Annotated in this window: 19 protein-coding genes, 1 pseudogene and 1 riboswitch; of the genes and pseudogenes, 2 read left to right on the top strand and 18 right to left on the bottom strand. The window is 37.1% G+C overall.

Annotated elements, in window-relative coordinates; translation table 11 throughout:
• Window positions 1–37 precede the first annotated feature (37 nt).
• The 5 genes from EKL96_RS00150 to EKL96_RS00170 all read right to left on the bottom strand — a co-directional run bounded on the left by EKL96_RS00150 (window position 38) and on the right by EKL96_RS00170 (window position 5,716).
• Complete coding sequence (locus EKL96_RS00150) at window positions 38–1,120, bottom strand: bifunctional 3-deoxy-7-phosphoheptulonate synthase/chorismate mutase type II (RefSeq protein ID WP_126457419.1); 1,083 nt, start codon at window positions 1,118–1,120, stop codon at window positions 38–40.
• A gap of 59 nt (window positions 1,121–1,179) precedes the next feature.
• On the bottom strand, window positions 1,180–2,037 hold the full coding sequence (locus EKL96_RS00155; RefSeq protein ID WP_126457420.1) for a prephenate dehydrogenase: 858 nt from the start codon (window positions 2,035–2,037) through the stop codon (window positions 1,180–1,182).
• A gap of 3 nt (window positions 2,038–2,040) precedes the next feature.
• Window positions 2,041–3,186, bottom strand: a complete 1,146-nt coding sequence (locus EKL96_RS00160; protein ID WP_126457421.1) for a pyridoxal phosphate-dependent aminotransferase — start codon at window positions 3,184–3,186, stop codon at window positions 2,041–2,043.
• A gap of 75 nt (window positions 3,187–3,261) precedes the next feature.
• Window positions 3,262–4,089, bottom strand: a complete 828-nt coding sequence (locus EKL96_RS00165) for a prephenate dehydratase (protein WP_126457422.1) — start codon at window positions 4,087–4,089, stop codon at window positions 3,262–3,264.
• A 373-nt stretch (window positions 4,090–4,462) separates the two neighbouring features.
• On the bottom strand, window positions 4,463–5,716 hold the full coding sequence (locus EKL96_RS00170) for a dicarboxylate/amino acid:cation symporter (RefSeq protein WP_126457423.1): 1,254 nt from the start codon (window positions 5,714–5,716) through the stop codon (window positions 4,463–4,465).
• 145 nt (window positions 5,717–5,861) lie between these two features.
• Between EKL96_RS00170 and gldA the strand changes: the two genes are divergently transcribed.
• Window positions 5,862–6,761 (top strand): gliding motility-associated ABC transporter ATP-binding subunit GldA, encoded by a 900-nt coding sequence (gene gldA, locus EKL96_RS00175; RefSeq protein WP_126457424.1) that lies wholly within the window; start codon window positions 5,862–5,864, stop codon window positions 6,759–6,761.
• Between the two features lie 261 nt (window positions 6,762–7,022).
• Here the strand turns inward: gldA and metF are convergent, their stop codons facing one another.
• A complete protein-coding gene (metF, locus tag EKL96_RS00180; protein ID WP_126457425.1) occupies window positions 7,023–7,979 on the bottom strand; it encodes a methylenetetrahydrofolate reductase [NAD(P)H] in 957 nt (318 codons plus the stop codon).
• A 110-nt stretch (window positions 7,980–8,089) separates the two neighbouring features.
• A complete protein-coding gene (gene metH / locus EKL96_RS00185) occupies window positions 8,090–10,771 on the bottom strand; it encodes a methionine synthase (RefSeq protein ID WP_126457426.1) in 2,682 nt (893 codons plus the stop codon).
• A gap of 256 nt (window positions 10,772–11,027) precedes the next feature.
• Between metH and EKL96_RS14545 the strand changes: the two genes are divergently transcribed.
• A complete protein-coding gene (locus EKL96_RS14545; RefSeq protein ID WP_255416337.1) occupies window positions 11,028–11,153 on the top strand; it encodes a hypothetical protein in 126 nt (41 codons plus the stop codon).
• A 319-nt stretch (window positions 11,154–11,472) separates the two neighbouring features.
• Here the strand turns inward: EKL96_RS14545 and EKL96_RS00190 are convergent, their stop codons facing one another.
• The 11 genes and pseudogenes from EKL96_RS00190 to EKL96_RS00240 all read right to left on the bottom strand — a co-directional run.
• Window positions 11,473–12,474: a homocysteine S-methyltransferase family protein gene (locus tag EKL96_RS00190; protein ID WP_126457427.1), complete on the bottom strand. Its 1,002-nt coding sequence runs from the start codon at window positions 12,472–12,474 to the stop codon at window positions 11,473–11,475.
• Window positions 12,475–12,739: 265 nt separating this feature from the next.
• Window positions 12,740–12,859: riboswitch (SAM riboswitch) on the bottom strand.
• 92 nt (window positions 12,860–12,951) lie between these two features.
• Window positions 12,952–14,004 carry an NAD(P)/FAD-dependent oxidoreductase gene (locus EKL96_RS00195; RefSeq protein ID WP_126457428.1) on the bottom strand — a complete coding sequence of 351 codons (1,053 nt, stop codon included), beginning with the start codon at window positions 14,002–14,004 and terminating at the stop codon, window positions 12,952–12,954.
• 107 nt (window positions 14,005–14,111) lie between these two features.
• On the bottom strand, window positions 14,112–14,693 hold the full coding sequence (locus tag EKL96_RS00200; RefSeq protein WP_126457429.1) for a bifunctional precorrin-2 dehydrogenase/sirohydrochlorin ferrochelatase: 582 nt from the start codon (window positions 14,691–14,693) through the stop codon (window positions 14,112–14,114).
• Window positions 14,694–14,767: 74 nt separating this feature from the next.
• Window positions 14,768–15,541 (bottom strand): uroporphyrinogen-III C-methyltransferase, encoded by a 774-nt coding sequence (cobA, locus tag EKL96_RS00205; protein ID WP_126457430.1) that lies wholly within the window; start codon window positions 15,539–15,541, stop codon window positions 14,768–14,770.
• Window positions 15,534–17,624, bottom strand: coding sequence for a HEPN domain-containing protein (locus EKL96_RS00210; RefSeq protein WP_126457431.1), 2,091 nt, complete (start codon window positions 17,622–17,624; stop codon window positions 15,534–15,536). Before EKL96_RS00210 ends, cobA begins: the two co-directional genes overlap by 8 nt.
• Window positions 17,625–17,810: 186 nt before the next feature.
• Complete coding sequence (locus EKL96_RS00215; protein WP_126457432.1) at window positions 17,811–19,055, bottom strand: sulfate adenylyltransferase subunit 1; 1,245 nt, start codon at window positions 19,053–19,055, stop codon at window positions 17,811–17,813.
• Window positions 19,056–19,207: 152 nt separating this feature from the next.
• Window positions 19,208–20,107, bottom strand: coding sequence for a sulfate adenylyltransferase subunit CysD (gene cysD, locus EKL96_RS00220; protein WP_126453028.1), 900 nt, complete (start codon window positions 20,105–20,107; stop codon window positions 19,208–19,210).
• Window positions 20,108–20,172: 65 nt separating this feature from the next.
• Window positions 20,173–20,874, bottom strand: coding sequence for a phosphoadenylyl-sulfate reductase (locus tag EKL96_RS00225; protein WP_126457433.1), 702 nt, complete (start codon window positions 20,872–20,874; stop codon window positions 20,173–20,175).
• 15 nt (window positions 20,875–20,889) lie between these two features.
• Window positions 20,890–21,795, bottom strand: a complete 906-nt coding sequence (locus tag EKL96_RS00230; protein ID WP_231507414.1) for a sulfite exporter TauE/SafE family protein — start codon at window positions 21,793–21,795, stop codon at window positions 20,890–20,892.
• A 115-nt stretch (window positions 21,796–21,910) separates the two neighbouring features.
• Window positions 21,911–22,321 carry an RrF2 family transcriptional regulator gene (locus tag EKL96_RS00235; RefSeq protein ID WP_126457434.1) on the bottom strand — a complete coding sequence of 137 codons (411 nt, stop codon included), beginning with the start codon at window positions 22,319–22,321 and terminating at the stop codon, window positions 21,911–21,913.
• Window positions 22,322–22,489: 168 nt separating this feature from the next.
• Window positions 22,490–22,591: pseudogene (locus tag EKL96_RS00240) on the bottom strand (PLP-dependent transferase); the annotation flags it as partial.
• Window positions 22,592–22,694: the final 103 nt, after the last annotated feature.

Genomic DNA, 22,694 nt, shown 5'->3' on the forward strand with positions numbered 1-22,694 from the left:
ACAAAAGCTGCAGGGATTTATATTTAAAAAATACGGACTAAGCGTTTAGTACTTTTTCTTGGTGACCAATACTTTCCTGGTGAATCGCTTTGAACATTTTTAGTACAAACTCTTCTGTCAACCCTTTCTTCTCGCCTTCCAAAATCATTTTTCCTAAAATTTCGTTCCAACGATTGTTTTGCAATACAGCAACGTTAGCGTCTTTTTTCACTTGACCAATTTCGTCAGCCACTTTCATTCTTTTGCCTAACAATTCCAATAAATTCGAATCCAGAACATCAATATTCGCTCTCAATTTTGTCATTTTATTAGCAAACTCATCCGTATCACCACTTACTTTTCTCACTTTCAAATCTTTGAAAATTTGCTTCAAAGCATCTGGTGTCACTTGTTGCGCTGCATCACTCCAGGCATTATCCGGATCAGTATGCGTCTCGATAATCATACCGTCGTAATTCAGATCTAATGCTTCTTGAGTCACTTCAAGAATCATCTCACGGTTTCCTGTAATATGGGAGGGATCAATGATCAAAGGCAAATCAGGGAATTTATTTTGCAATTCAATAGCTATCTGCCATTCAGGAATGTTTCTGTATTTCGTTTTTTCATACGTAGAAAAACCTCTGTGAATAACGCCTAAATTCTTAATTCCTGCCGCATGCAAACGTTCCACACCACCCAGCCACAAAGCCATATCTGGATTTACCGGATTCTTGACCAATACAATTTTATCGGTTCCTTTTAATGTATCAGCAATTTCTTGCACCGCAAACGGATTTGCAGTTGTACGGGCTCCAACCCATAATACATCAATATCATGCTCTAAAGCCAATTTACAATGCGCTGCAGTCGCTACTTCGGTTCCCATAAGCAAGCCGGTTTCTGCCTTTGCTTTTTGCAACCATTTAAGCCCTATTGCTCCTACTCCTTCAAATCCTCCCGGACGCGTTCTTGGTTTCCAAATTCCTGCTCTAAAAACACTTACGTCAGAGTCTTTCAATTCATGTGCAATTTTCAATACTTGCTCTTCTGTTTCAGCACTACAAGGTCCTGCGATCACAAATGGATGAGTCAAATTGAATTCATTCAACCAATTTCTCATTTCTTTCTTGTTTTCCATCTTTTCTAATTTTAGTTTTTGTGTTGTTCTTTTTACTGTAACCAGTGACTAATCACTGATCACTTTTTTACATTAATACCGTTTAATATTTCCTTTATTTTGTTGACACTTTGCATTTCATTGTAAATCGCATCGTAATCTTCCTTCTCTAATAATTCCTTAAACTTTGACAAATTAGAAATATACTCCTCTAATGTTTTCACAACCTGCTTCCTGTTCTGTTTAAAAATTGGTGTCCACATTGCCGGTGAACTCTTGGCCAAACGAACCGTACTTTCAAAACCAGAACCCGCCATATCAAAAATATCCTGCTCGTCTTTCTCTTTGTCAATTACCGTTTTTCCAAGCATAAATGCACTGATATGGGATAAATGCGACACATAAGCAATGTGTTTGTCATGTGATTTTGGATCCATATACCGAATCCGCATTCCCATTGCCTTAAACAAATCCAACGCTTTTTCCTGTAATTTAAACGTTGTTTTTTCGACCTCACAAATGATATTCGTTTTCCCTTGAAACAATCCTTTTATCGCTGCCGATGGTCCTGAAAACTCCGTTCCTGCAATAGGATGCGTTGCAATAAAACTCCTTCTCTTAGGATGATTAGCAACCGCTTCACAAATAGGCGTTTTTGTCGAACCTACTTCAAAAACAATCGTATTTTCACCAATAACATCCAGTACTTTTGGTAAAACACTTAATGCAACGTCAACCGGAACAGAAACGATTACAAAATCTGCATCAACTAAATCATCAAATGTCGCACCAGCATCAACAACTCCCAAAGTTATTGCTTCCTGCAAATGATTTTCATCAGTATCGATTCCATAAATTTTGGCTTCCGGATGCAGTGCTTTAATGTCCAATACCATTGAACCGCCTATCAATCCTATTCCTATTACGTGTATATTCATGTATTAAAATCTATCAATTGCTTCCTGTACTTTTTCTTCTTTTACACACAATGCAAATCGGATGTAACCTTCTCCATTAGAACCAAAAATGGTTCCCGGTGTAATAAAAATAGATTTGTCATATAAAATTTCATCTATGAATTTCTCCGCCGATGTGATTCCGTCCGGCAATTTTGCCCAAACAAATAATCCAACTCCTTCTTTATAAACTTTACAGCCTAATTTCTCAGCCAGTTGTTCGGTAAGAATTCTGCGTTTTCTATAAATCGCATTCATCGAATCAAACCAAGTTTTGTCACTTTTTAAAGCTTCAATTGCTCCTTTTTGAATCCCGTAAAACATACCGCTATCCATGTTGCTTTTCACTTTCAAAACGGCATCAATGCAAGCTGCATTTCCCAGAAGCATTCCCACTCTCCAGCCCGCCATGTTAAAAGTCTTACTCAAAGAATTCAATTCTAAAACCACGTCTTTTGCACCTGCTACTTGCAACAAACTCATCGGATTGTCGTTCAAAACAAAACTATACGGATTGTCGTTGACTAATAAAATGTTATGCTTTTTGGCAAAAGTCACTAATTTTTCAAACAATGCCAGACTTCCTCTGGCTCCAGTTGGCATGTGCGGATACCCAATCCACATGATTTTCACTTTCGACAAATCCAATTTTTCCAAAGCTTCAAAATCCGGCTCCCAGTTATTGTTTTCTTTTAAGTCATAATAAACCGGAACTGCTCCCACTAAATTTGTCACCGAAGTATAGGTTGGATATCCTGGATTTGGGATCAGTACCTGATCGCCTTCATTCAAAAAAGCCAGTGAAATATGCATAATTCCCTCTTTGGAACCCATCAAAGGCAAAATTTCGTTAGCCGGATTCAACGCAACTCCGTAATTGTTTTTGTAAAAATCAGCCATACCTTGCCGCAACTCTGGCAACCCCTGATAACTTTGGTATTGATGTGCATTCTCCTCTTGCATTGCCAGAACCACTGCATCAATTACCGCCTGTGACGGCTGTAAATCCGGACTTCCAATTCCCATATTGATAATGGGTTTCCCTTCAGAAGCCAGTTGCCTTACTTCTCTCAACTTTGAGGAGAAATAGTATTCTTCAATTATTTCGAGACGTTTCGCTATAGTAATCATTCTTCTATTTTAAATTTCTTGTAAATCGATCTTAATCTAATTCCCACTTCGGGGGTTGGGTTGGGGTTAAGGGCTTTATAATTTTGTGTTTTTATATTCGCCTAACACTTTGAAATATTCTGCCATAATGATCAATAGCGACTTTGCTTTCGCATAATCTTCGTATTTTTCAAAAGTGACATCGACAAAAAACGAATATTTCCAAGGCGTTTCTATTTTTGGTAACGATTGTATTTTTGTTAAATTCAATTTGCAATCGCTCATCACATTCAAAACTGCCGCTAAACTTCCCCGTTTGTGATCCAATTCAAATTTGATGGACGCTCTGTTAATTTCGTTTTCCGGAACAAATGAATTTTCCTTTTTGATAATCACAAAACGTGTCATATTATTTTTAATCGTTTGAATCTCCGGAGCCAAAATTTCTAAATCATACATTCTCGACGCCGTAATACTGGCAATTGCAGCAATTCCTTTCAACTGATTTTTCTGAATTCTACGAGCCGTTTCGGCAGTATCTTTATCTTCGACTAATTTTATATTTGGATATTTTTTAAGGAATTCCATACATTGCAAAATGGCCATAGGATGCGAATGTACTTCCAAAATATCTTCTATTTTCTGCCCTTTTAAGGCCATTAAATTTTGATGAATTATTAAATAATGCTCCCCAATAATGTGTAAATTATTCTTGTCAATCAATGCGTAATTCGGAATAATTGGGCCCGCAATAGAATTTTCTATAGCCATAACTGCCTGATCTGATTTACCGGAGAGCAGGTTATCCACTAACTCTTCAAACGACAAACATTCATCTAAAGCAACCGCCTGATGAAAATATTCTTGCGCCACCTGGTGGTGAAAAGAACCCGTTATGCCTTGTATTCCAATTATTTCATTCATTTTACACCTTTTTAAGCAAAAAAAAATCCCGATTTACATCGGGATTGTATATTTATAGTATCAATTTAATTTTATAATCAAATAACCATACAACAATCCCTTTCGACCTTCCAGAAGAAATAATAAGAGTTGCTAAAATAAAATCGGTTATTCAACATGCTGTTGTTTTTTGTATTAATTACTCTGCGAATGTATACATAATTTCCAGCTATCCAAAAAAAAAGGCTGATTTTATTGAACAAAAAAAGAATTCGCTAAAAAACTGGTTATTAATTATGTAATAATTAAAAAAAGGTCTTTAAAACACCAATAAGTCGTTGCTATTTTACTGTTTTTAAAACTATACCATTGAAACCGGCTAAAAAAAGTGGTTTTATACAACTACTTTTTCAGCAAGCCATTTTTTTCCTTCCGAAATTCGGGCAACCATCATCGCCGACACTAAATCACCATTCGCATTTAGCAATGTCGCCATTGGATCTACTAAAGTCCCCACAATCATTGCAGCTGGAAGAGCTTGTTCCATTGGGAAACCATAAACGGTAATCGCCAAAATTTCTCCTATATAACCTCCATTAGGAATTCCGCCTTCAACTACCGAAACAATTACTGTAATTCCTAACGCCACTAATAAGGTATTTGGGTCCGTTAAATCTTTTCCGAACATGGCGAAAATTACCGCAATTTTCACAATAGATGACATACTGGATCCGTCTTTATGCAAAGGCGCACCCAGTGGAATAACTACATTTCTGATGTGAGCCGGAATATTCATTTTTTCGGCACCTTCCAGATTGGCAGGAATAGTGGCAATGCTGCTGCAAGTTCCCAATGCGGTTAAGGAAGGCGTAATATTATTTTTCCAAAATACTTTAAATCCTAATTTCCCTCCAGCGATAAAAGCGTACAAACTAAAAAACACAATAAAGTAGAAAGCACAAACCGCATAATAAAGCCCCAAAGGTTTTGCATAAGCTCCAAATAATTGCGGTCCAAAAATTCCAACCTGATACGCGAAATAAGCCCCCAAACCTATTGGAGCCGTTTTCATGATGATGTGTAACAATTGTTTCATCACTTCATTGCCTGAATTCAAAAACCTGCTGAAATCTTTTCCTTTTTCTCCGGAACGCAGGGCGGCAAACCCTATTAGAAAGGAAAAAATGATTAAGGGCAACATGCTTTTTCGAGAAAGCAGTTCATAAAAATCCCCCGCTGTAAGCAATTGGGTAATTTGTGAACCTGTATTTGTACTTTGTATACTTTCTAACGGTATTTTTGAAATAATGATGTCTTGATGAATGGGAAATAACAGGACACCAACCAGCATCAAAATGGCAGAAATTAATACGGTGCTTAAAAACACTCCCATAACAATTACAAATAATCTTCCCAGTTTCTCTGATTTTTCTAAATTGGCAATCGAAGATGCAATCGTAAAAAACACCAAAGGGATAATGGCGGTAAACAATAAATTCAGAAATATATCTCCCAATGGTTTAATCACTTCTACTTCCTTTCCAAAAACTAAACCCAATATACTTCCTGCCAAAATTCCGCCAAGCAGCAATAAAATACTTTTGTAGTTTTTCAAGAAACTCCCTGATTGTGTGTTTTTCAAATTCATGTTCATATAGTTTATGGTAAATATATAAATCTAAAAGAGAATATCCTCTTGCTCAATAAACTTTGACGAAGGTCTTTTATTTATTGAGTTACAAAAACAATAAATCAATACTTTTTCTGTTTACTTTTGCAACAAATAAAATTCCATGTCAATAGAAGTAAATAACATATCCAAAAGTTACGGTACTCAAAAAGCCTTAGACAACATTACATTTTCTGTCAAAAAAGGAGAAATAGTTGGTTTCTTAGGTCCAAATGGAGCCGGAAAATCAACTTTGATGAAAATATTGACCACTTACATCAATGCTGATGAAGGATCCGCAATAGTAAACGGAAATGATGTAAACACCAACCAAAAGGCAGTACAACTTTCAATTGGTTATTTACCGGAACACAATCCGCTGTATTTGGATTTGTATGTACGCGAATATTTAGCCTTTAACGCTGATGTGTATAAAGTAGCTAAATCCCGTATCGACGAAGTAATTCAACTTACTGGTTTAACTACCGAAAGTCATAAAAAAATAGGCCAATTGTCTAAAGGATATCGGCAACGTGTGGGCCTTGCCAATGCGTTATTGCACAATCCCGATGTTTTGATTTTGGATGAACCAACCACTGGTTTAGATCCAAACCAATTAATCGAAATTCGTAATGTGATTAAAAATGTGGGAAAAGACAAAACTGTTTTCCTTTCGACGCACATTATGCAGGAAGTAGAAGCGATTTGTGACCGTGTTATTATCATCAATAATGGAAAAATTGTTGCCGATAAAAAACTGGACAACTTAATTTCTGAAGATAAGGAACAAGTGATTGAAGTAGAATTTGACTATAAAATCGAAGAACAAGCCATTGCTAAAATCGAAAATCTTGTTTCTTATAAAAATACGCACGACATGATTTGGGAGTTGACTTTCAAAGCGGATAAAGACATGCGTCCGGCAGTTTTTGATTTTGCCAATGCCAATGGTTTGAAAACATTGCAACTGAATCAGAAAAATAAAAATTTAGAGGCTGTTTTTAGAGAGATTACGAAAAAATAGTAATCAGTGTTCAGTCGCAGTTTGCAGATGAAAAATACTAGCCATTCATAATACTTATACCGTTTGATTTGTCATTCCGACGAAGGAGGAATCCCATGCGGTGAAATTCCTCCTTCGTCGGAATGACAAAATTATGAGAATTTGAAATGAATAACGACATTTATAACCGTTAAATCCCTAGCCCAGATAGCAGTAAAAATCCTTTTCTTGTCTCGTTTTTTTAGACAAGAAAAGATTGTAACGAATAGCTGGAAATAGCTCCTAAAAAACCTTACTCGCTATTTGTCGAATATTTTCTGATTTTCCCATAGAATAATAGTGCAACACGGGAACACCGGCTGCTTTCAACTCCAATGATTGTTGGATAGCCCATTCGATTCCTACTTGTCTGATATCTGCGTTGTTTTTGCACTGATCAACCGCATGAATTAAATCTTCCGGCAGATCGATTCGGAAAATTTGTGGCAAAACTTGTAAGTGTCTTTGCACGGCAATAGGCTTAATTCCCGGAATAATAGGAACGGTGATCCCAATTTCTCTGGCTTTGGCAACAAATTCGAAGTATTTAGCATTATCAAAAAACATTTGCGTCACCACATAATCCGCACCGGCATCTACTTTTTCTTTGAGTCTTTTCAAATCTGAAATTAAAGACGGTGATTCTAAATGTTTCTCCGGATATCCCGCAACTCCAATACAAAAATTGGCTTTATCATCAACATCCATGAGGTCATGCAAGTACTTCCCGCAATTTAATTGGTTAATTTGTTTGACCAAATCAACTGCAAAATCATTTCCTCCTAATTTAGGAACAAAAGACTGCTCGTCTTTCATGGCATCGCCACGCAAAGCCATCACATTATCAATTCCCAGATAATGACAATCAACTAATAGATATTCCGTTTCTTCTTTGGTAAAACCACCACAAAGCACATGAGGAACGGTATCTACATTGTATTTATGCTTGATCGAAGCGCAAATCCCAAGTGTTCCTGGACGCATTCTGGTTAGTTTTTTTTCCAATAAACCATTTCCTTTATCCATATAGATAAATTCTTCGCGAGAGGTGGTTACGTCTATGAATGGCGGTTTGAACTCCATCAACGGATCAATATTATTGTATAATTCCTGAATACTTTTGCCTTTTTGAGGCGGAATAATTTCAAAGGAGAATAACGTTTCTCCTTTGGCTGCTTTTATATGTTGTGTTACTTTCATGATCCTCCCCCGACCCCTCCAAAGGAGGGGAGAACTCGGGTAATTTTAATTGAACAATATTTTTTTCTTCCTTTTCGACTCCTCCCCTTCGGGGAGGCTGGGTGGGGATTTTAATCTGCTACATTCGGGTTCAACCATTTCATTGCTACATCGGTTGGAATGCTTCTGCGTTTGGCATAATCAATGACTTGGTCTTCTTTTATTTTTCCAAGTCCGAAATACTTGCTTTCCGGATTTCCAAAGTAATACCCAGAAACCGATGAAGCGGGCCACATCGCCATACTTTCGGTTAGCGTCACTCCAATTTCTTGTTCTACATTTAGTAATTTCCAAATCGTAGGTTTTTCTAAATGGTCGGGACAAGCCGGATATCCTGGAGCCGGACGGATTCCTTTGTAATCTTCAGCGATCATAGCCTCTGTACTTAAAGCTTCATCTGATGAATAGCCCCAAATTTCTTTACGGATTTTTTCGTGTAAATATTCCGCAAAAGCTTCCGCAAAACGATCTGCTAATGCTTTGACCATAATCGAATTGTAATCGTCTAAATCTCTTTCGAATTCAGCCGCCCACTCATCAACACCAAAACCAGTCGTGACACAAAATGCGCCCATATAATCCGTTTTACCGCTATCTTTTGGAGCAATAAAATCAGACAAAGCAATGTTTGGAGCACCTTTTGTTTTTTGTGATTGCTGACGTAACGTCAAGAATGTCTGCAATGGTTTTCCGTTTTCATCACTTATCTCAATGTCATCATCGTTCACTTGATTGGCAGGGAAAATTCCATAAATTCCTTTAGCAGTCAGTTTCTTTTCTCTCAAAATAACTTCTAACATTTCCTGCGCATCTGCAAAAACCGAAGTGGCTTGTTCGCCCACTACCGCATCCGTTAAAATTGCCGGATATTTCCCGAACAATTCCCATGTTCTAAAAAACGGTGTCCAGTCAATATACGGAACCAAAACATCCAAATCCACTTCGATCACTTGTTCGCCTATGATTTTTGGCTTTACAGGAGTAAAATTCTCCCAATCCAACTGCAATTTATTCTTGCGCGCTTGCTCAATAGTTAAGAAATTCTTGTCGCGTGAACGATTCAAAAACGTCTCTCTAAAGGCATCATACTCCGCTCTAATGTCGCTTGCATATATTTTTTTATCCTTGTTCAATAAACTTCCCGCCACCGTCACGGCTCTCGAAGCATCATTCACATGAATAACCGTTTCTCTGTATTGTGGTGCAATTTTCACGGCTGTATGTGCTCGCGAAGTTGTTGCCCCACCAATCATTATTGGAATTTTAAGTCCTCTTTTGTCTAATTCTTTAGCAAGAAAAACCATTTCGTCCAGTGACGGCGTGATCAATCCGCTCAATCCAATAATATCTACGTTATGCTCAATGGCCGCTGCGATAATTTTTTCGGGAGGCACCATTACGCCTAAATCTACAATCTCATAATTATTACACGCCAGCACCACGCTTACAATGTTTTTACCAATATCGTGTACATCGCCTTTTACGGTTGCCATCAGGATTTTTCCATTCCCTTGTTTGTCTCCGGCTTGTTTGCTGGCTTCAATAAACGGCAACAAATAAGCCACTGCTTTTTTCATTACCCGAGCCGATTTTACCACTTGCGGCAAAAACATTTTACCCGAACCAAATAAATCCCCAACCACATTCATTCCTGTCATTAAGTTAATTTCAATAACTTCAATTGGTTTTTTTGCTGCCAGTCGAGCTTCTTCAATATCCAAAAGAATAAATTCATCCACTCCCTTCACTAAGGAATGTGTCAATCGTTCCTGAATCGTTCCAGAGCGCCATTCCTGAATCGCTTTTTCATTGCTCTTTACATCTCCTTTTACATTTTCGGCAAAATCCAGTAATCGCTCTGTGGCATCCTCTCGCCTGTTCAGAATTACGTCTTCAACGCGTTCTAAAAGATCTTTTGGAATTTCGTCATAAATAGACAACATTTCAGGATTCACGATTCCCATCGTCATTCCATGTTGGATGGCGTGGTACAAAAACACGGAGTGCATCGCCTCCCGAACCGTATCATTTCCTCTAAAAGAGAACGAAACATTACTTACACCTCCACTAATGTGTGCGTGAGGTAAATTTTCTCTAACCCATTTTGTTCCTCTAAAGAAATCCAAAGCATTCAAGCGGTGTTCTTCCATTCCTGTCGCTACTGGAAATATATTCAAATCGAAAATAATATCCTGCGGAGGAAAACCAACTTTATTCACCAAAATATCATATGAACGTTGGCATATTTCTACCCGGCGCTCGTAATTATCTGCTTGTCCAGTTTCATCAAAAGCCATAATAATTGCCGCAGCACCGTAACGCTTAATCAATTTAGCGTGATGAATAAATTGTTCTTCGCCTTCTTTCAAGGAAATCGAATTTACCACACTCTTACCTTGCACCACTTTTAGTCCAGCCTCAATGATATCCCATTTCGAGCTATCAATCATGATTGGAACTCTGGAAATATCCGGTTCAGCAGCAATCAAATTCAGGAATTTCGTCATGGCATATTCGCCATCAAGCATTCCTTCATCCATATTTATATCGATGATTTGCGCGCCACCTTCCACTTGCTCTTTGGCAATACTGAGTGCTTCCTCGTATTTTTCTTCCTTGATTAATCGAAGGAACTTTCTAGAACCGGTAACATTCGTTCGTTCACCAATATTTACAAATACGCTGTTAGGCGTAATGATTAAAGGCTCTAATCCTGATAATACCAAGTTTCTTCTAGTTTCTGCTTGTGCCATTTTTTATCTTTATTTGTCCTGCACGGTTTTAGAAACGGTACAAGTTTATGCTTTTGTTGTTTATTTCTACTTTTTTTTAACGTGTAGTTCGTTTTGTTTCTTATTATTTTGGGCGTGACCACAAGGGTCGGGCTATTCGTTACAAGTCCTCGACTAATTCCGTCCCGATAGCTATCGGGACTTCATTTGTCTGTGGGCTTTTCACTGCTATCCCTCACGCGGATATTGGTACTAAATCATCTATTATCAACAGAATATGCTCGTAATCCTAATTTTTATTTCATTCAACGGAATAAATTCCGTTGCTACAAAATATATCGTTCCTACGGAACTCGTACTTCGCTATCGCGAGCGTCCCGCTCGTGCCTATTCTAAATTATAATTCTATATTTCAAAATCTATTTATCCTGCCTTTGTTAATGGGCACGAGCTAGAAGCTCGCGCTAGCGGGGGAACCTAGCCACCCAGTTTGTCATTCCGACGAAGGAGGAATCTCATCAAACTATATCCGTAATGTGATTCCTCCTTCGTCCGAATGACAAAATCACACTTTATGTTTTTATTCTCTTTGTGGGCACGGATTACAAATCCGCGCTATCTAGTGTTATCAGTTCCGGCGCTGGCACTAACTTGGATTCAACTAAAAAAATCCATTTTCAAACATCACTACACAGTTTAAAAAAACCATGCAGGAAATTTAATTACATCGTTGCTGTTGAAACTCTAGGTTTATACTCCTTTGCGATATCAGCAATCAACTTAATGTGTTCTGGGGTTGTTCCGCAACAGCCACCTATGATATTTACTAAATTATCGTCTAAATATTCTTTGATAAAGGCTTGCATCTGTTCTGGCGTTTCATCGTACTCTCCAAAAGCGTTGGGTAATCCTGCATTAGGATGTGCCGAAACATTGAACGAAGTATTATGCGCTAAGGTTTGGAGATACGGTTTAAGCAAATCGGCACCCAAGGCGCAATTGAATCCTACACTCAACAACGGAATGTGTGAAACCGAAACTAAGAAAGCTTCCACGGTTTGACCTGAAAGTGTTCTTCCTGATGCATCGGTAATTGTCCCGGAAACCATGATTGGAATATCAATATTACGTTCGTCTTTGACTTCTTCAATAGCGAAAAGAGCCGCTTTTGCATTTAAAGTGTCAAAAATGGTTTCCACCAATAATAAATCACTTCCTCCGTCAATCAACGCTTCCACTTGCTGCTTGTAAGCAATGCGCAAATCATCAAAAGTTACCGCTCTGTAACCCGGATCATTTACATCTGGCGACATACTCGCTGTTCTGTTTGTAGGTCCAATTGAACCGGCTACAAAACGAGGTTTATCTGGATTTTTGGCTGTAAACTCATCGGCTACTTCACGGGCAATTCTTGCCGATTCGTAGTTGAGTTCATAAACAATATCTTCGAGATGGTAATCTGCCATTCCGATGGTGGTTCCAGAAAAAGTATTGGTTTCAACAATATCCGCTCCTGCTTCAAAATAGGCGGCGTGAACCGCTCGAATCGCTTGTGGTTGCGTAAGTGACAATAAATCATTGTTCCCTTTTAAGGAATGTGGAAAATCTTTGAAACGTTCTCCACGAAAGTCTTCTTCAGAGAAATTGTAACGTTGCAACATGGTTCCCATAGCTCCATCGAGTATGAGTATATTTTTTTTAATGGCTTCTTGAATGCTTGACATATCTTGTTATTTCTTGTAAATCACGATCCATTTCGGGATTTACACTTTTGATTATTAATTACAAAAGTTCACTATATGAACTCTTTAGCCCCGATTGAAGCGATATCCTTTTTTTCTGGTGTTCAGAAAAAAAGATATAGCGTAAAGCGGGAACGATATTGGCAAAAAAAGGCCAATTCTTCGCTACTGATATTGAAAATGATTCAGCAGGCTAAAAATATATGTTGTCAAGAAAAGGTTTGAGAAATACTGGGTGAGTATTCGTGTGTTATCTATCTTTGATACTGAAACTGGTTCTGTATAAAGTAGAATGTAGCACCTTCTTTAAAGATAAAGGGTTGCTAAGGTTTCATCGGGTCTTTCCCTCCGCCTTTCGTGATAACTTTCAATAAATATAGGAACAGTACAAAGTAAAGACAAAGCGCCAATACTTGCAAGTATTAGCGCTTTATTTTTTAACTAGTTTGTACTAAGTTGTTAAACTATGGCTTTAACTACCGCTTTTGGAGCTTCTTTACGAGTTCCGTCAAAACCATCAACACCAGAAACTGTAGTATATTTCAATACATATTTTTTCCCCGGATTGATGATTTGGTAGGCTGCCTGACACATCATAGTTGCTTCGTGGAATCCACAAAGAATCAATTTCAGTTTTCCTGGATAAGTGTTTACGTCACCAATGGCAAAAATTCCCGGAATATTCGTTTGATAATCCAAAGCATTATTTACTTTGATGGCATTTTTTTCAATGTCTAATCCCCAGTCTCCAATAGGTCCTAATTTTGGCGTTAATCCAAAAAGTGGAATGAAATAATCCGTTTCTATAGTACGATGCGCTCCATTTTCCTCAATATCAATTGATTCTAAATGTTCGGCTCCATTTAAACCAACTACTTCTGCCGGCGTAATCATCTTTATTTTTCCGGAATCTTTTAACTCCTGCACTTTTTCGACCGAATCCAAGGCTCCTCTGAATTCATTTCTACGGTGAATTAAAGTCACTTCGGAAGCAATATTCGACAAGAAAATACTCCAATCTAAAGCGGAATCACCACCTCCTGCAATTACTACTCTTTTGTCTCTGAATTTTTCCGGATTTTTAATGAAATACTTGATTCCTTTATCTTCGTAAAATTCGATGTCTTCAATCAATGGTTTTCTGGGTTCAAAACTTCCTAATCCACCAGCAATTGCTACAACTGGTGCATGGAATTTTTTTCCTTTATTTGAGGTGACAATAAAACTTCCGTCTTCTTGTTTTTCAATCGTTTCTGCACGCTCGCCAAGTGTGAATCCTGGCTCGAACTGCTTGATTTGTTCCATTAAATTATCCACTAAATCCCCCGCTAATACTTCTGGAAACCCTGGAATGTCATAAATAGGTTTTTTAGGATATAATTCTGAAAGCTGTCCGCCCGCTTGTGGCAAGGCATCTAAAATATGGCATTTTAATTTCAATAATCCTGCTTCAAAAACGGCAAATAAACCAGTTGGTCCGGCTCCTATTATAAGTATGTCTGTTTTAATCATTTTTTTATTCTTTATGTAATGTAATTATAATAAACTATTTAGTACAAATTAACGATTGATTTTTACAACTTTAAATGATAAATATCATTCGTTAATTTGCAATGCTTTTATTCTTTGTTTTTTAATGCTTCTGTGATTTCATTCATTTTTTGTACTTTTTCTTCGAAATTCCCTTTAAGCGTTTTGCGATATTCATTGAGGTTTTCGACCATTTTATTGATGTCATCCGGAATTATTTCTTCGAAAAACTCCCGTAATCTTTTGGCAGTTGTCGGTGATTTACCGTTGGTTGAAATGGCTATTTTCACATTTCCTTTGGTTACGATTCCGCCCAAATAATAATCACATAAATCCGGTGTATCGGCAATGTTGCAAATCAAATGTCTTTTTCGTGACAAGTCGAATACCCGTTTATTAACTTTCAAATCATCGGTACAGGCAATTACCATGTGGCGTTTGCGAAGCATCCAGCGATTGAACTTTTTATAGGTCAATATTACCGAAGGATGTTTTGCTGCCAGGCCTTCCAATTCTGGAAGAAACCTTGGTGCCACCACTTCAACATTGGCATTTGGACTGGATTTCAACATGAAAGATAACTTTTCTAAACCCACATTTCCTCCACCTACAATAAGTACATTGAGGTTGTGTAGTTTTAAAAAAACAGGATATAGTTCGTTTCTTTCCATTACTATCTTATTTTCCTCTCCCAACCCTCTCCGAAGGAGAGGGAGCCTGAGCTTGAATAATTTATACTTATTTTTTATGCAATGTTACTTAAAATGAATTCTTCGTAAAATCCTTTTAACTTGCTACTTTCTTTGACCACTTCTCCAATAACAATTATAGCTGGTGAACTTAACTTTTTCTCCGCCACAACTCCTTGGATAGTATTAATCGTTCCAACTCCAATTTTTTCCTGTGGAGTAGTTCCGTTTTGAATAATTGCAACAGGAGTTTCTCCTTTGGATTCCTTCTGGAATAATGACACAATTTGTGATAGTTTACTCATTCCCATCAAAATCACAACTGTTGCTGATGATTGCGCTGCGAGAGCTACATCATTCGACAAATTCCTGTTGGAAGTAGTGCCTGTGATTACCCAAAAACTTTCTGAAACACCTCTTTTTGTCAAAGAAATTCCTTGATAAGCCGGAACTGCAATCGAAGATGAAATTCCGGGGACTACAAATGTAGGGATTCCAAAACTTTCTGCAAATTCAATTTCTTCGCTTCCACGACCAAAAATAAATGGATCTCCACCCTTCAACCGAACGACATTTCCATAGGTAAGCGCATTATCAACAATCAACTGATTGATTTGGTCTTGCGAATATTCATGACAGCCTTTTCGTTTCCCTACAAATATTTTTATGGCATCTTTGGGTGCATGAATCATTATTTCCTCATTGGCTAGTGCATCATACAAAACCACATTCGCTTCTGCCAGCGCCTTTACTCCTTTCAGAGTAAGCAAATCCGGATCGCCAGGACCAGCGCCTACTAAAGTTACTTTGGGTTGTATTGTATTATGCATCAGCTAGGTCTTTGGCTCTGTATTTCTCTATTGTATCAAAAAACGCAACTCCTTGTTGGATGTATTTTTGTGCAAATTCGGCAGAAGGCTCATTCGCTTTGATTTGATAAACCAAATCTTTAAAGCTTGAATCCAATTCTATTTTTTTGCTTTCGATAAAAACAGTATCAAATAAATCGATAATTCCAGCGTGGTGATTTGTTTTTTGGTTTTCGGCCAATAAAATTGCTTTGGCACCGTTTACAAAACCTGCATAGGCCAAGTAAATCGCATCTGCCCATTTTTCTTCTTCGAAAGCTTCTTGTGCAAAAGTCATTTTATCTTTGGCTTCTAATATTAAAGTAGCCACTAAATCAATTACTACACCTGCACATTCTCCTACTCCAACTGCTTTTACGTAGTTATCAGCATTTCCCCAATCTACAAAATCAGCCTCGGTAAGGTTTGTTATATCTGCTAATGGTTTCAAGAATTCATAGAAATATTTCTCTCCTTTGGCGTCGTAATAATTCAAGAATGATTGTCCGTTTCCGTTTGCTTCAAAATCATTTAAGATATAACGCAACGCATCGGGTCCTCTTCTGCTTGGAATTTTAATCACTTTGTCAGAAAATCTTCCGTTTCCGTTTCCTAAATTCCCGCCACCTAATAAAACTTGAAGAGCCGGAGCTACCAACTTTCCTGCATTAATAGACATTCCTTGGAAACCAATTTCGGACATATTGTGTTGTCCACAAGCATTCATACAACCGCTAATTTTTATGGCGATTTGTTGATTGTTGCTGTATTGTGGGTATTCTGTTTTTAATACTCTTTCTAATTCATCCGCAATACCAGTACTACTTGCAATACCTAAATTACACGTATCCGTTCCCGGACAAGCCGTGATATCTCCGATAGTATCATATCCTAAAGCAACAAAATCCAATTTGGCTAATTCTTGGTAAAAGAACGCTAGATTTTCTTCTTTAATATTACGTAAAACGATGTTTTGTCGTAATGAAAAACGCAATTCATTCGCACCGTAATTTTTAATCAAATCGGCTAACAATCTTGCTTTGTCCGTATAAAAATCTCCTAAAAGTACTTTGATACCAATAGCTACATATCCTGCTTGTTTTTGTACAATCACGTTCGATTTTTTCCAAGCTTCAAAAGCTTCAACATCCTCGATCGTTACTGCTGGTACTGCCAATAAAGGTTCAGTAATTGGTCCTTCAAAAGCGGTAGTGTCTATTTCGTAAGTATGAAACGGAAGAGCTTTTTTCTCTTCGTCAACCAAACGCAAAAACTCTTCACGACCCAAGTCCTTGATTAAAAACTTCATACGTGCTTTCAAACGTTTTGCTCTTTCTCCGTAACGGTCAAAAACTCTGATTATACCTTCGGCAGTTGGAATAATTTGGTTCACCGGTACAAATTCTGAAAGCAATTCAGCGTGACTTGGTTGAGAACCTAAACCACCCGCAAACATTATTTTGAACCCTTTTTCGCCATTTACAATTTTTGGAATAAATCCTAAATCATGCAAATAACTCAAAGCGGTATCTTTATCAGAAGAGGAGAATGATATTTTGAACTTACGTCCCATTTCCTGACAAATTGGGTTACGCAATAAATATTGAAACAAACCATGCGCATAAGGCGACACGTCAAAAGGTTCGTCAACATCAACACCCGCTAATTCGCTTCCAGTAATATTACGCACGGTGTTTCCACACGCTTCTCTCAAAGTGATATCATCTTTGGCCAACTCAGACCAAAGCTCAGGTGTTCTGTCTAAACTCACATAGTGAATTTGAATATCCTGACGAGTTGTAATGTGTAAACGTCCCGTAGAATATTTATCGGACACTTCCGTAATACGCTTCAATTGCTCGCTAGTTACTTTTCCGTAAGGCAATTTAATACGAATCATTTGCACGCCTTCTTGACGTTGACCGTAAATACCACGGGCCAAACGAAGACTGCGAAAACGCTCATCGTCAATTTGTCCACTTCGGAAGGAATGAATTTTTTTCTCTAAATCGATAATCTCTTTTTGGACAATCGGATCTTCTATTTCTGTTCTAAAACTTTGCATCTTTAGTTATGTTTATCCCCTCCCCAACCCTCCCCGAAGGGGAGGGAGTCGAAACTGGAAATATTATTACATTTTCTTTTAACTCAATTATTATTATATTCTTATCGTAAAAGGCAAACGCCTTAACTACCGGCATACTTTTATCCAGGATGTCTCCCTCCCCTTCGGGGAGGGCTGGGGTGGGGGCTATTTTATAAACCCAACTCCTGCTGTTGTGTTGGTTGCAGCATCTATTAAAATGAAAGCTCCGTTAGATTTATTATCAGTATAAGCATCAAAATAAATGGCTTTGCTCAATTTGATAGTTACTTCTCCAATTTCATTTATAGCTAATTGAGTCGCTGGTGTTGTTCCAGAATAATCGGTTGCGATTACGTTTTTTACACTGTCAATTTTCGCCAAAACTCTATTGCTGTTGTGTTGCACATAATATTTTGCACCTGCCACTAATTTTTTACTGTCCATCCAACAAACAGTTGTTGTAATATCTTTTTCAATTTTAGGAAGTTCATTCGATTTTACAATCATATCACCTCTGGTTACATTGATGTCATTATCTAATTCGATAGTGATAGAAGAACCTGCTGTCGCTTCATCAAATTGTTTATCAAAAAAGTGAATATTCGTTACGGTAGATTCAGTTAAAGAAGGAAGCACCGTTACAGCATCTCCTACTTTAATAGTGTTCCCGTATAATTTTCCTGAATATCCTCTAAAGTCATGATACTCTTCCGTTTTTGGTCTAATTACTGTTTGAATAGGGAAACGTGCGATTCCGTTTTCGTAGATATCATTTGGTTCCAATGATTCTAAATGTTCCAAAACCGTCTGTCCGGTGTACCAAGGCATATTCTCCGATTTATCTGCAACATTACCACCATTGATTGCACTTAGCGGAATGTAACTTACATTTTGTTCTTTAAAAGCGCTTTTTGCATTTAATGCCTGAAAGTCTGCTTTGATTTTGTTGTATACTTCTTCTGAATAATCAACTAAATCCATTTTGTTTACCGCAACAATCACATCTTTTACTCTCAATAAATTATTGATAAAAAAGTGACGGTAGGTTTGCTCAATAACTCCTTTACGCGCATCAATCAAAATGATTGAAACTTGTGAAGTTGAAGCTCCGGTAACCATGTTTCGTGTATATTCAACGTGACCCGGAGTATCGGCAATAATGTAACTTTTTTTGGCTGTCGAAAAATAAATATGCGCCACATCAATCGTAATTCCTTGTTCTCTTTCAGCAACCAAACCATCGGTAGCCAATGAGAAATCTAAATAATCGTATCCTTTTTGCTTACTGCTTTTTTCTATTGCTTCAATCTTATCTGTAGTCAATGATTTTGTATCGTACAATAATCTCCCGATTAATGTACTTTTTCCGTCATCTACACTTCCTGCTGTTGCTATTTTTAAAACTTCCATCTGAATTTTGTTTAAAGTTTAAAAGTTTAAGGTTTTCAAAAACACCTTGTAAAAACTTCTAAATTTGATTTTTTTATTTTAAATGTTGAATTATAAATTTTAAATATCTCGGAACAATTCATAATTTATAATTCATAACTTATAATTGTTTTCTAAAAATAACCTTGTTGTTTTCTTTTTTCCATTGCAGCTTCAGAACGTTTATCATCAATTCTGGCTCCTCTTTCAGAAATAGTTGAAGATCTAATTTCACCCACCACTTCCTGAATAGTTGCTGCGTAAGAATCAACAGCTGCGGTACAACTCATATCTCCAACGGTTCTAAAACGAACAATTCTTTCTTCAATTTGCTCATCTTCTTCTTGGTAAACAAAAGGAGAATGAGACCAAATCATACCGTCTCTCAAGAATACCTTACGCTTGTGTGAAAAGTAAATCGATGGAATTTCGATTTGCTCTTGTTCGATATAACTCCAAACATCTAGCTCTGTCCAATTCGAAATTGGAAAAACACGAACGTTTTGACCGTTTTCAATTTTTCCGTTTAAAATATCAAATAATTCAGGACGCTGATTTTTTTCGTCCCATTGACCAAAATCATCACGAACCGAAAAAATACGTTCCTTCGCTCTCGCTTTTTCTTCATCTCTACGCGCACCACCGATGCAAGCATCAAATTTGAATTCTTCGATAGCATCCAAAAGTGTAGTCGTTTGCAAACTGTTTCTACTGGAGTACTTACCTGTTTCTTCTACAACTTTCCCTTCGTCAATAGCATCTTGCACATTACGAACGATTAATTCTAATCCCAATTCAGCAACTAATTTATCTCTAAAAGCAATAGTTTCAGGAAAGTTATGTCCCGTATCTACGTGCAACAATGGAAAAGGGATTTTCGCTGGAAAAAATGCTTTTTGCGCTAAACGTACCAAAGTAATCGAATCTTTTCCACCAGAGAAAAGCAATACCGGTTTGTCAAATTGAGAAATTACTTCTCTAAATATGTATATCGCTTCGCTTTCTAAAGCATTTGTTTTTAATATGGTACTCATTATATTTTTATTTATTCAAGGATTGAAAAATTCAAAAATTGAAAGATTGTTGTATTAATTTTTAATTATTTTTGGTGCAACCCACATTCTTTATGACTCGATTCCCATGACCATCTCCCTGCTCTGATATCTTCCCCTTCGGCTATGGCTCTCGTACATGGAGCACATCCTATACTTACAAACCCTTGTTTGTGTAATACATTTTGTGGCACATTATTTTTTTCTAAATAGGCTTCTACTTCTATCAAAGTCCATTTTAACAATGGATTGAATTTTATAATGTCGAACTTTTCATCGTATTCAAAAAGGTCTAAGTCATTTCTATTTTCGGATTGTTCCGCACGTAGACCAGTAATCCAGATGTCATTCCCTTTTAATCCTTTAGTCAACGGTGCCACTTTTCGAATAAAACAACACTCTTTTCTATTCTCCACCGATTCATAGAAGCTGTTTGGACCTTTATGATTTAACAACTCTTCCACCGCAATTGCTTCCGGAAAACAGGTTTTAATGTCAATTTTATATTTTCTTAAAGTTTTATGAAAAACATCATACGTTTCCTGAAATAATCGTCCTGTATCCAATGTAAAAATGGTAATTGGCAAATCATTTTTCGCAATTAAAGCCGTAATCACCTGATCTTCCTGACCAAAAGAAGTAGAAAAAACTACGTTATCCTTATATTCGTTGGCTAAAAAACGAAGCGTTTCCTCAATGGAAAAATCTTTGGTTTTATGCAATAACGCTTGTACTATATCTGTGCTCATAATTCCGTTTATCTTTTACAACAATTTTGACAAGGTTCTTAAACTCAAAATAATAATTAAGATACCTACCAAAATCATCATTGGTTTTCTTTTGATTTTATTAACTAATAAAGCAGCAATTGGCGCAGCAATAACGCCTCCTAAAATTAAACCTATAATAACCTGCCATCCTTGGATTCCTCCAAAAATCATAAATGTAATACCACTAGCGAAAGAAACCGCAAATTCGGCTGCATTCACAGAACCAATTGTATATCTAGGATTTCTACCGCGTCCTAATAATGTAGAAGTTACAATTGGCCCCCAGCCTCCACCTCCAACGGAATCCATGAATCCCCCAAAAGAAGCCAGAATATTCAATCGTTTCGTTTTCTTTTTAATAATATTTTTTTGCATTGCCTTTCTGATAATTATAACCGCCAAAGCGATCATATACACGGCAATAAAAGGCTTTATTGCATCCCCATCAATTACATCCGATAACAAATAAGCTCCGGTAATCGAACCCAAAATTCCGGGTATCAACAAATGCCGGACTAGTTTTTTATTGATATTCCCAAAACGATGATGAGAAATTGCAGAAGCGCCGGTGGTAAACATTTCAGCAACGTGAACACCTGTACTGCTGATTGCTGGCGGGATTCCATATGCCAATAAAAAAGAGGTAGAGGTTGCTCCGTAGCCCATTCCTAAAGTTCCATCGACTAGTTGTGCAAAAACGCCAATACAAAAAAAGATTAAAAACTCCTGATCGAACCCTCCCACAAAACCATTCCAAGAAAATTCAGCATGATGGTTGTACACCAATGTAGAAATTAATCCAACTAATAAAACAACCGGAATAACAACCCACAAGCGTTCTTTAAATGTAATTTGGGATTTTATCATCCCTTTATTTTCTTCTACTACTTCTTTATTCATGCTTGCAAGGTAAAATAAATTTTATTTATTATCTATTACCCTATCGGCATTGTAGATTAAAGCGCAAAAATAGTACTTTTTGTTTAACTACAACACTAATTTTTAAGTTTATTTTTTAAAAGGCGATATCCGCTAGGGTATTGTTTTCCAATATCATCAGGGTATTGTCTCGCACTTCGGTCATTAATTTCCGAACGGCGCAAGTGGTTTCATCGGCACAGTCTCCACAAGGTTCATAAAAATTATGGCTGGCACATGGAAGTAATGCAATAGGTCCCTCTAGAATACGATACACATGGGCCATATTTATTTCCTTAGGATCTTTTATCAAATAATAGCCTCCGCCTTTTCCTTTTTTGGCTCCTAAAAAACCAGAATGACGCAGTAATAATAAAATACTTTCTAAAAACTTGATCGAGATAGTCTCGCTCTTGGCTATCTCCGCTATTTGCACCGGAAAATTGTTTTTTTGGCGTGCCAAAAAAGTAAGTGCTTTTATTCCGTATTTAGTTTTTTTTGAAAGCATTTTAAAAAAATATAATTGAAGATTAATTATTTTTGATTGTAGATTTCAAAGCTGTCTGAAATCAACATTCTTTTTATATTGAAACAACAAAAATATACTTTTTGATTTAAGAATAGTGAATGGAGATTGATGATTTTTAATTTGTAGTAAATCTACAATCAAAAATCCTTACAACAATGCCTGCTCCAAATCAGCAATCTCATCTTTTACGGTTTCCAATCCTACTGAAACACGCACTAAACCATCGGTAATACTCACTGCTAAACGTTCTTAAATAAACCACATTGCCCACGGTTTAAACCGTGGACTATTGTATGGTTTCAATCGTCATGAACTTTACGAAAGCGCCTGCTCTAAATCAGCAATCACATCC

This window comes from Flavobacterium sp. LS1R10 (assembly GCF_003968825.1).
Taxonomy (GTDB): Bacteria; Bacteroidota; Bacteroidia; order Flavobacteriales; family Flavobacteriaceae; genus Flavobacterium.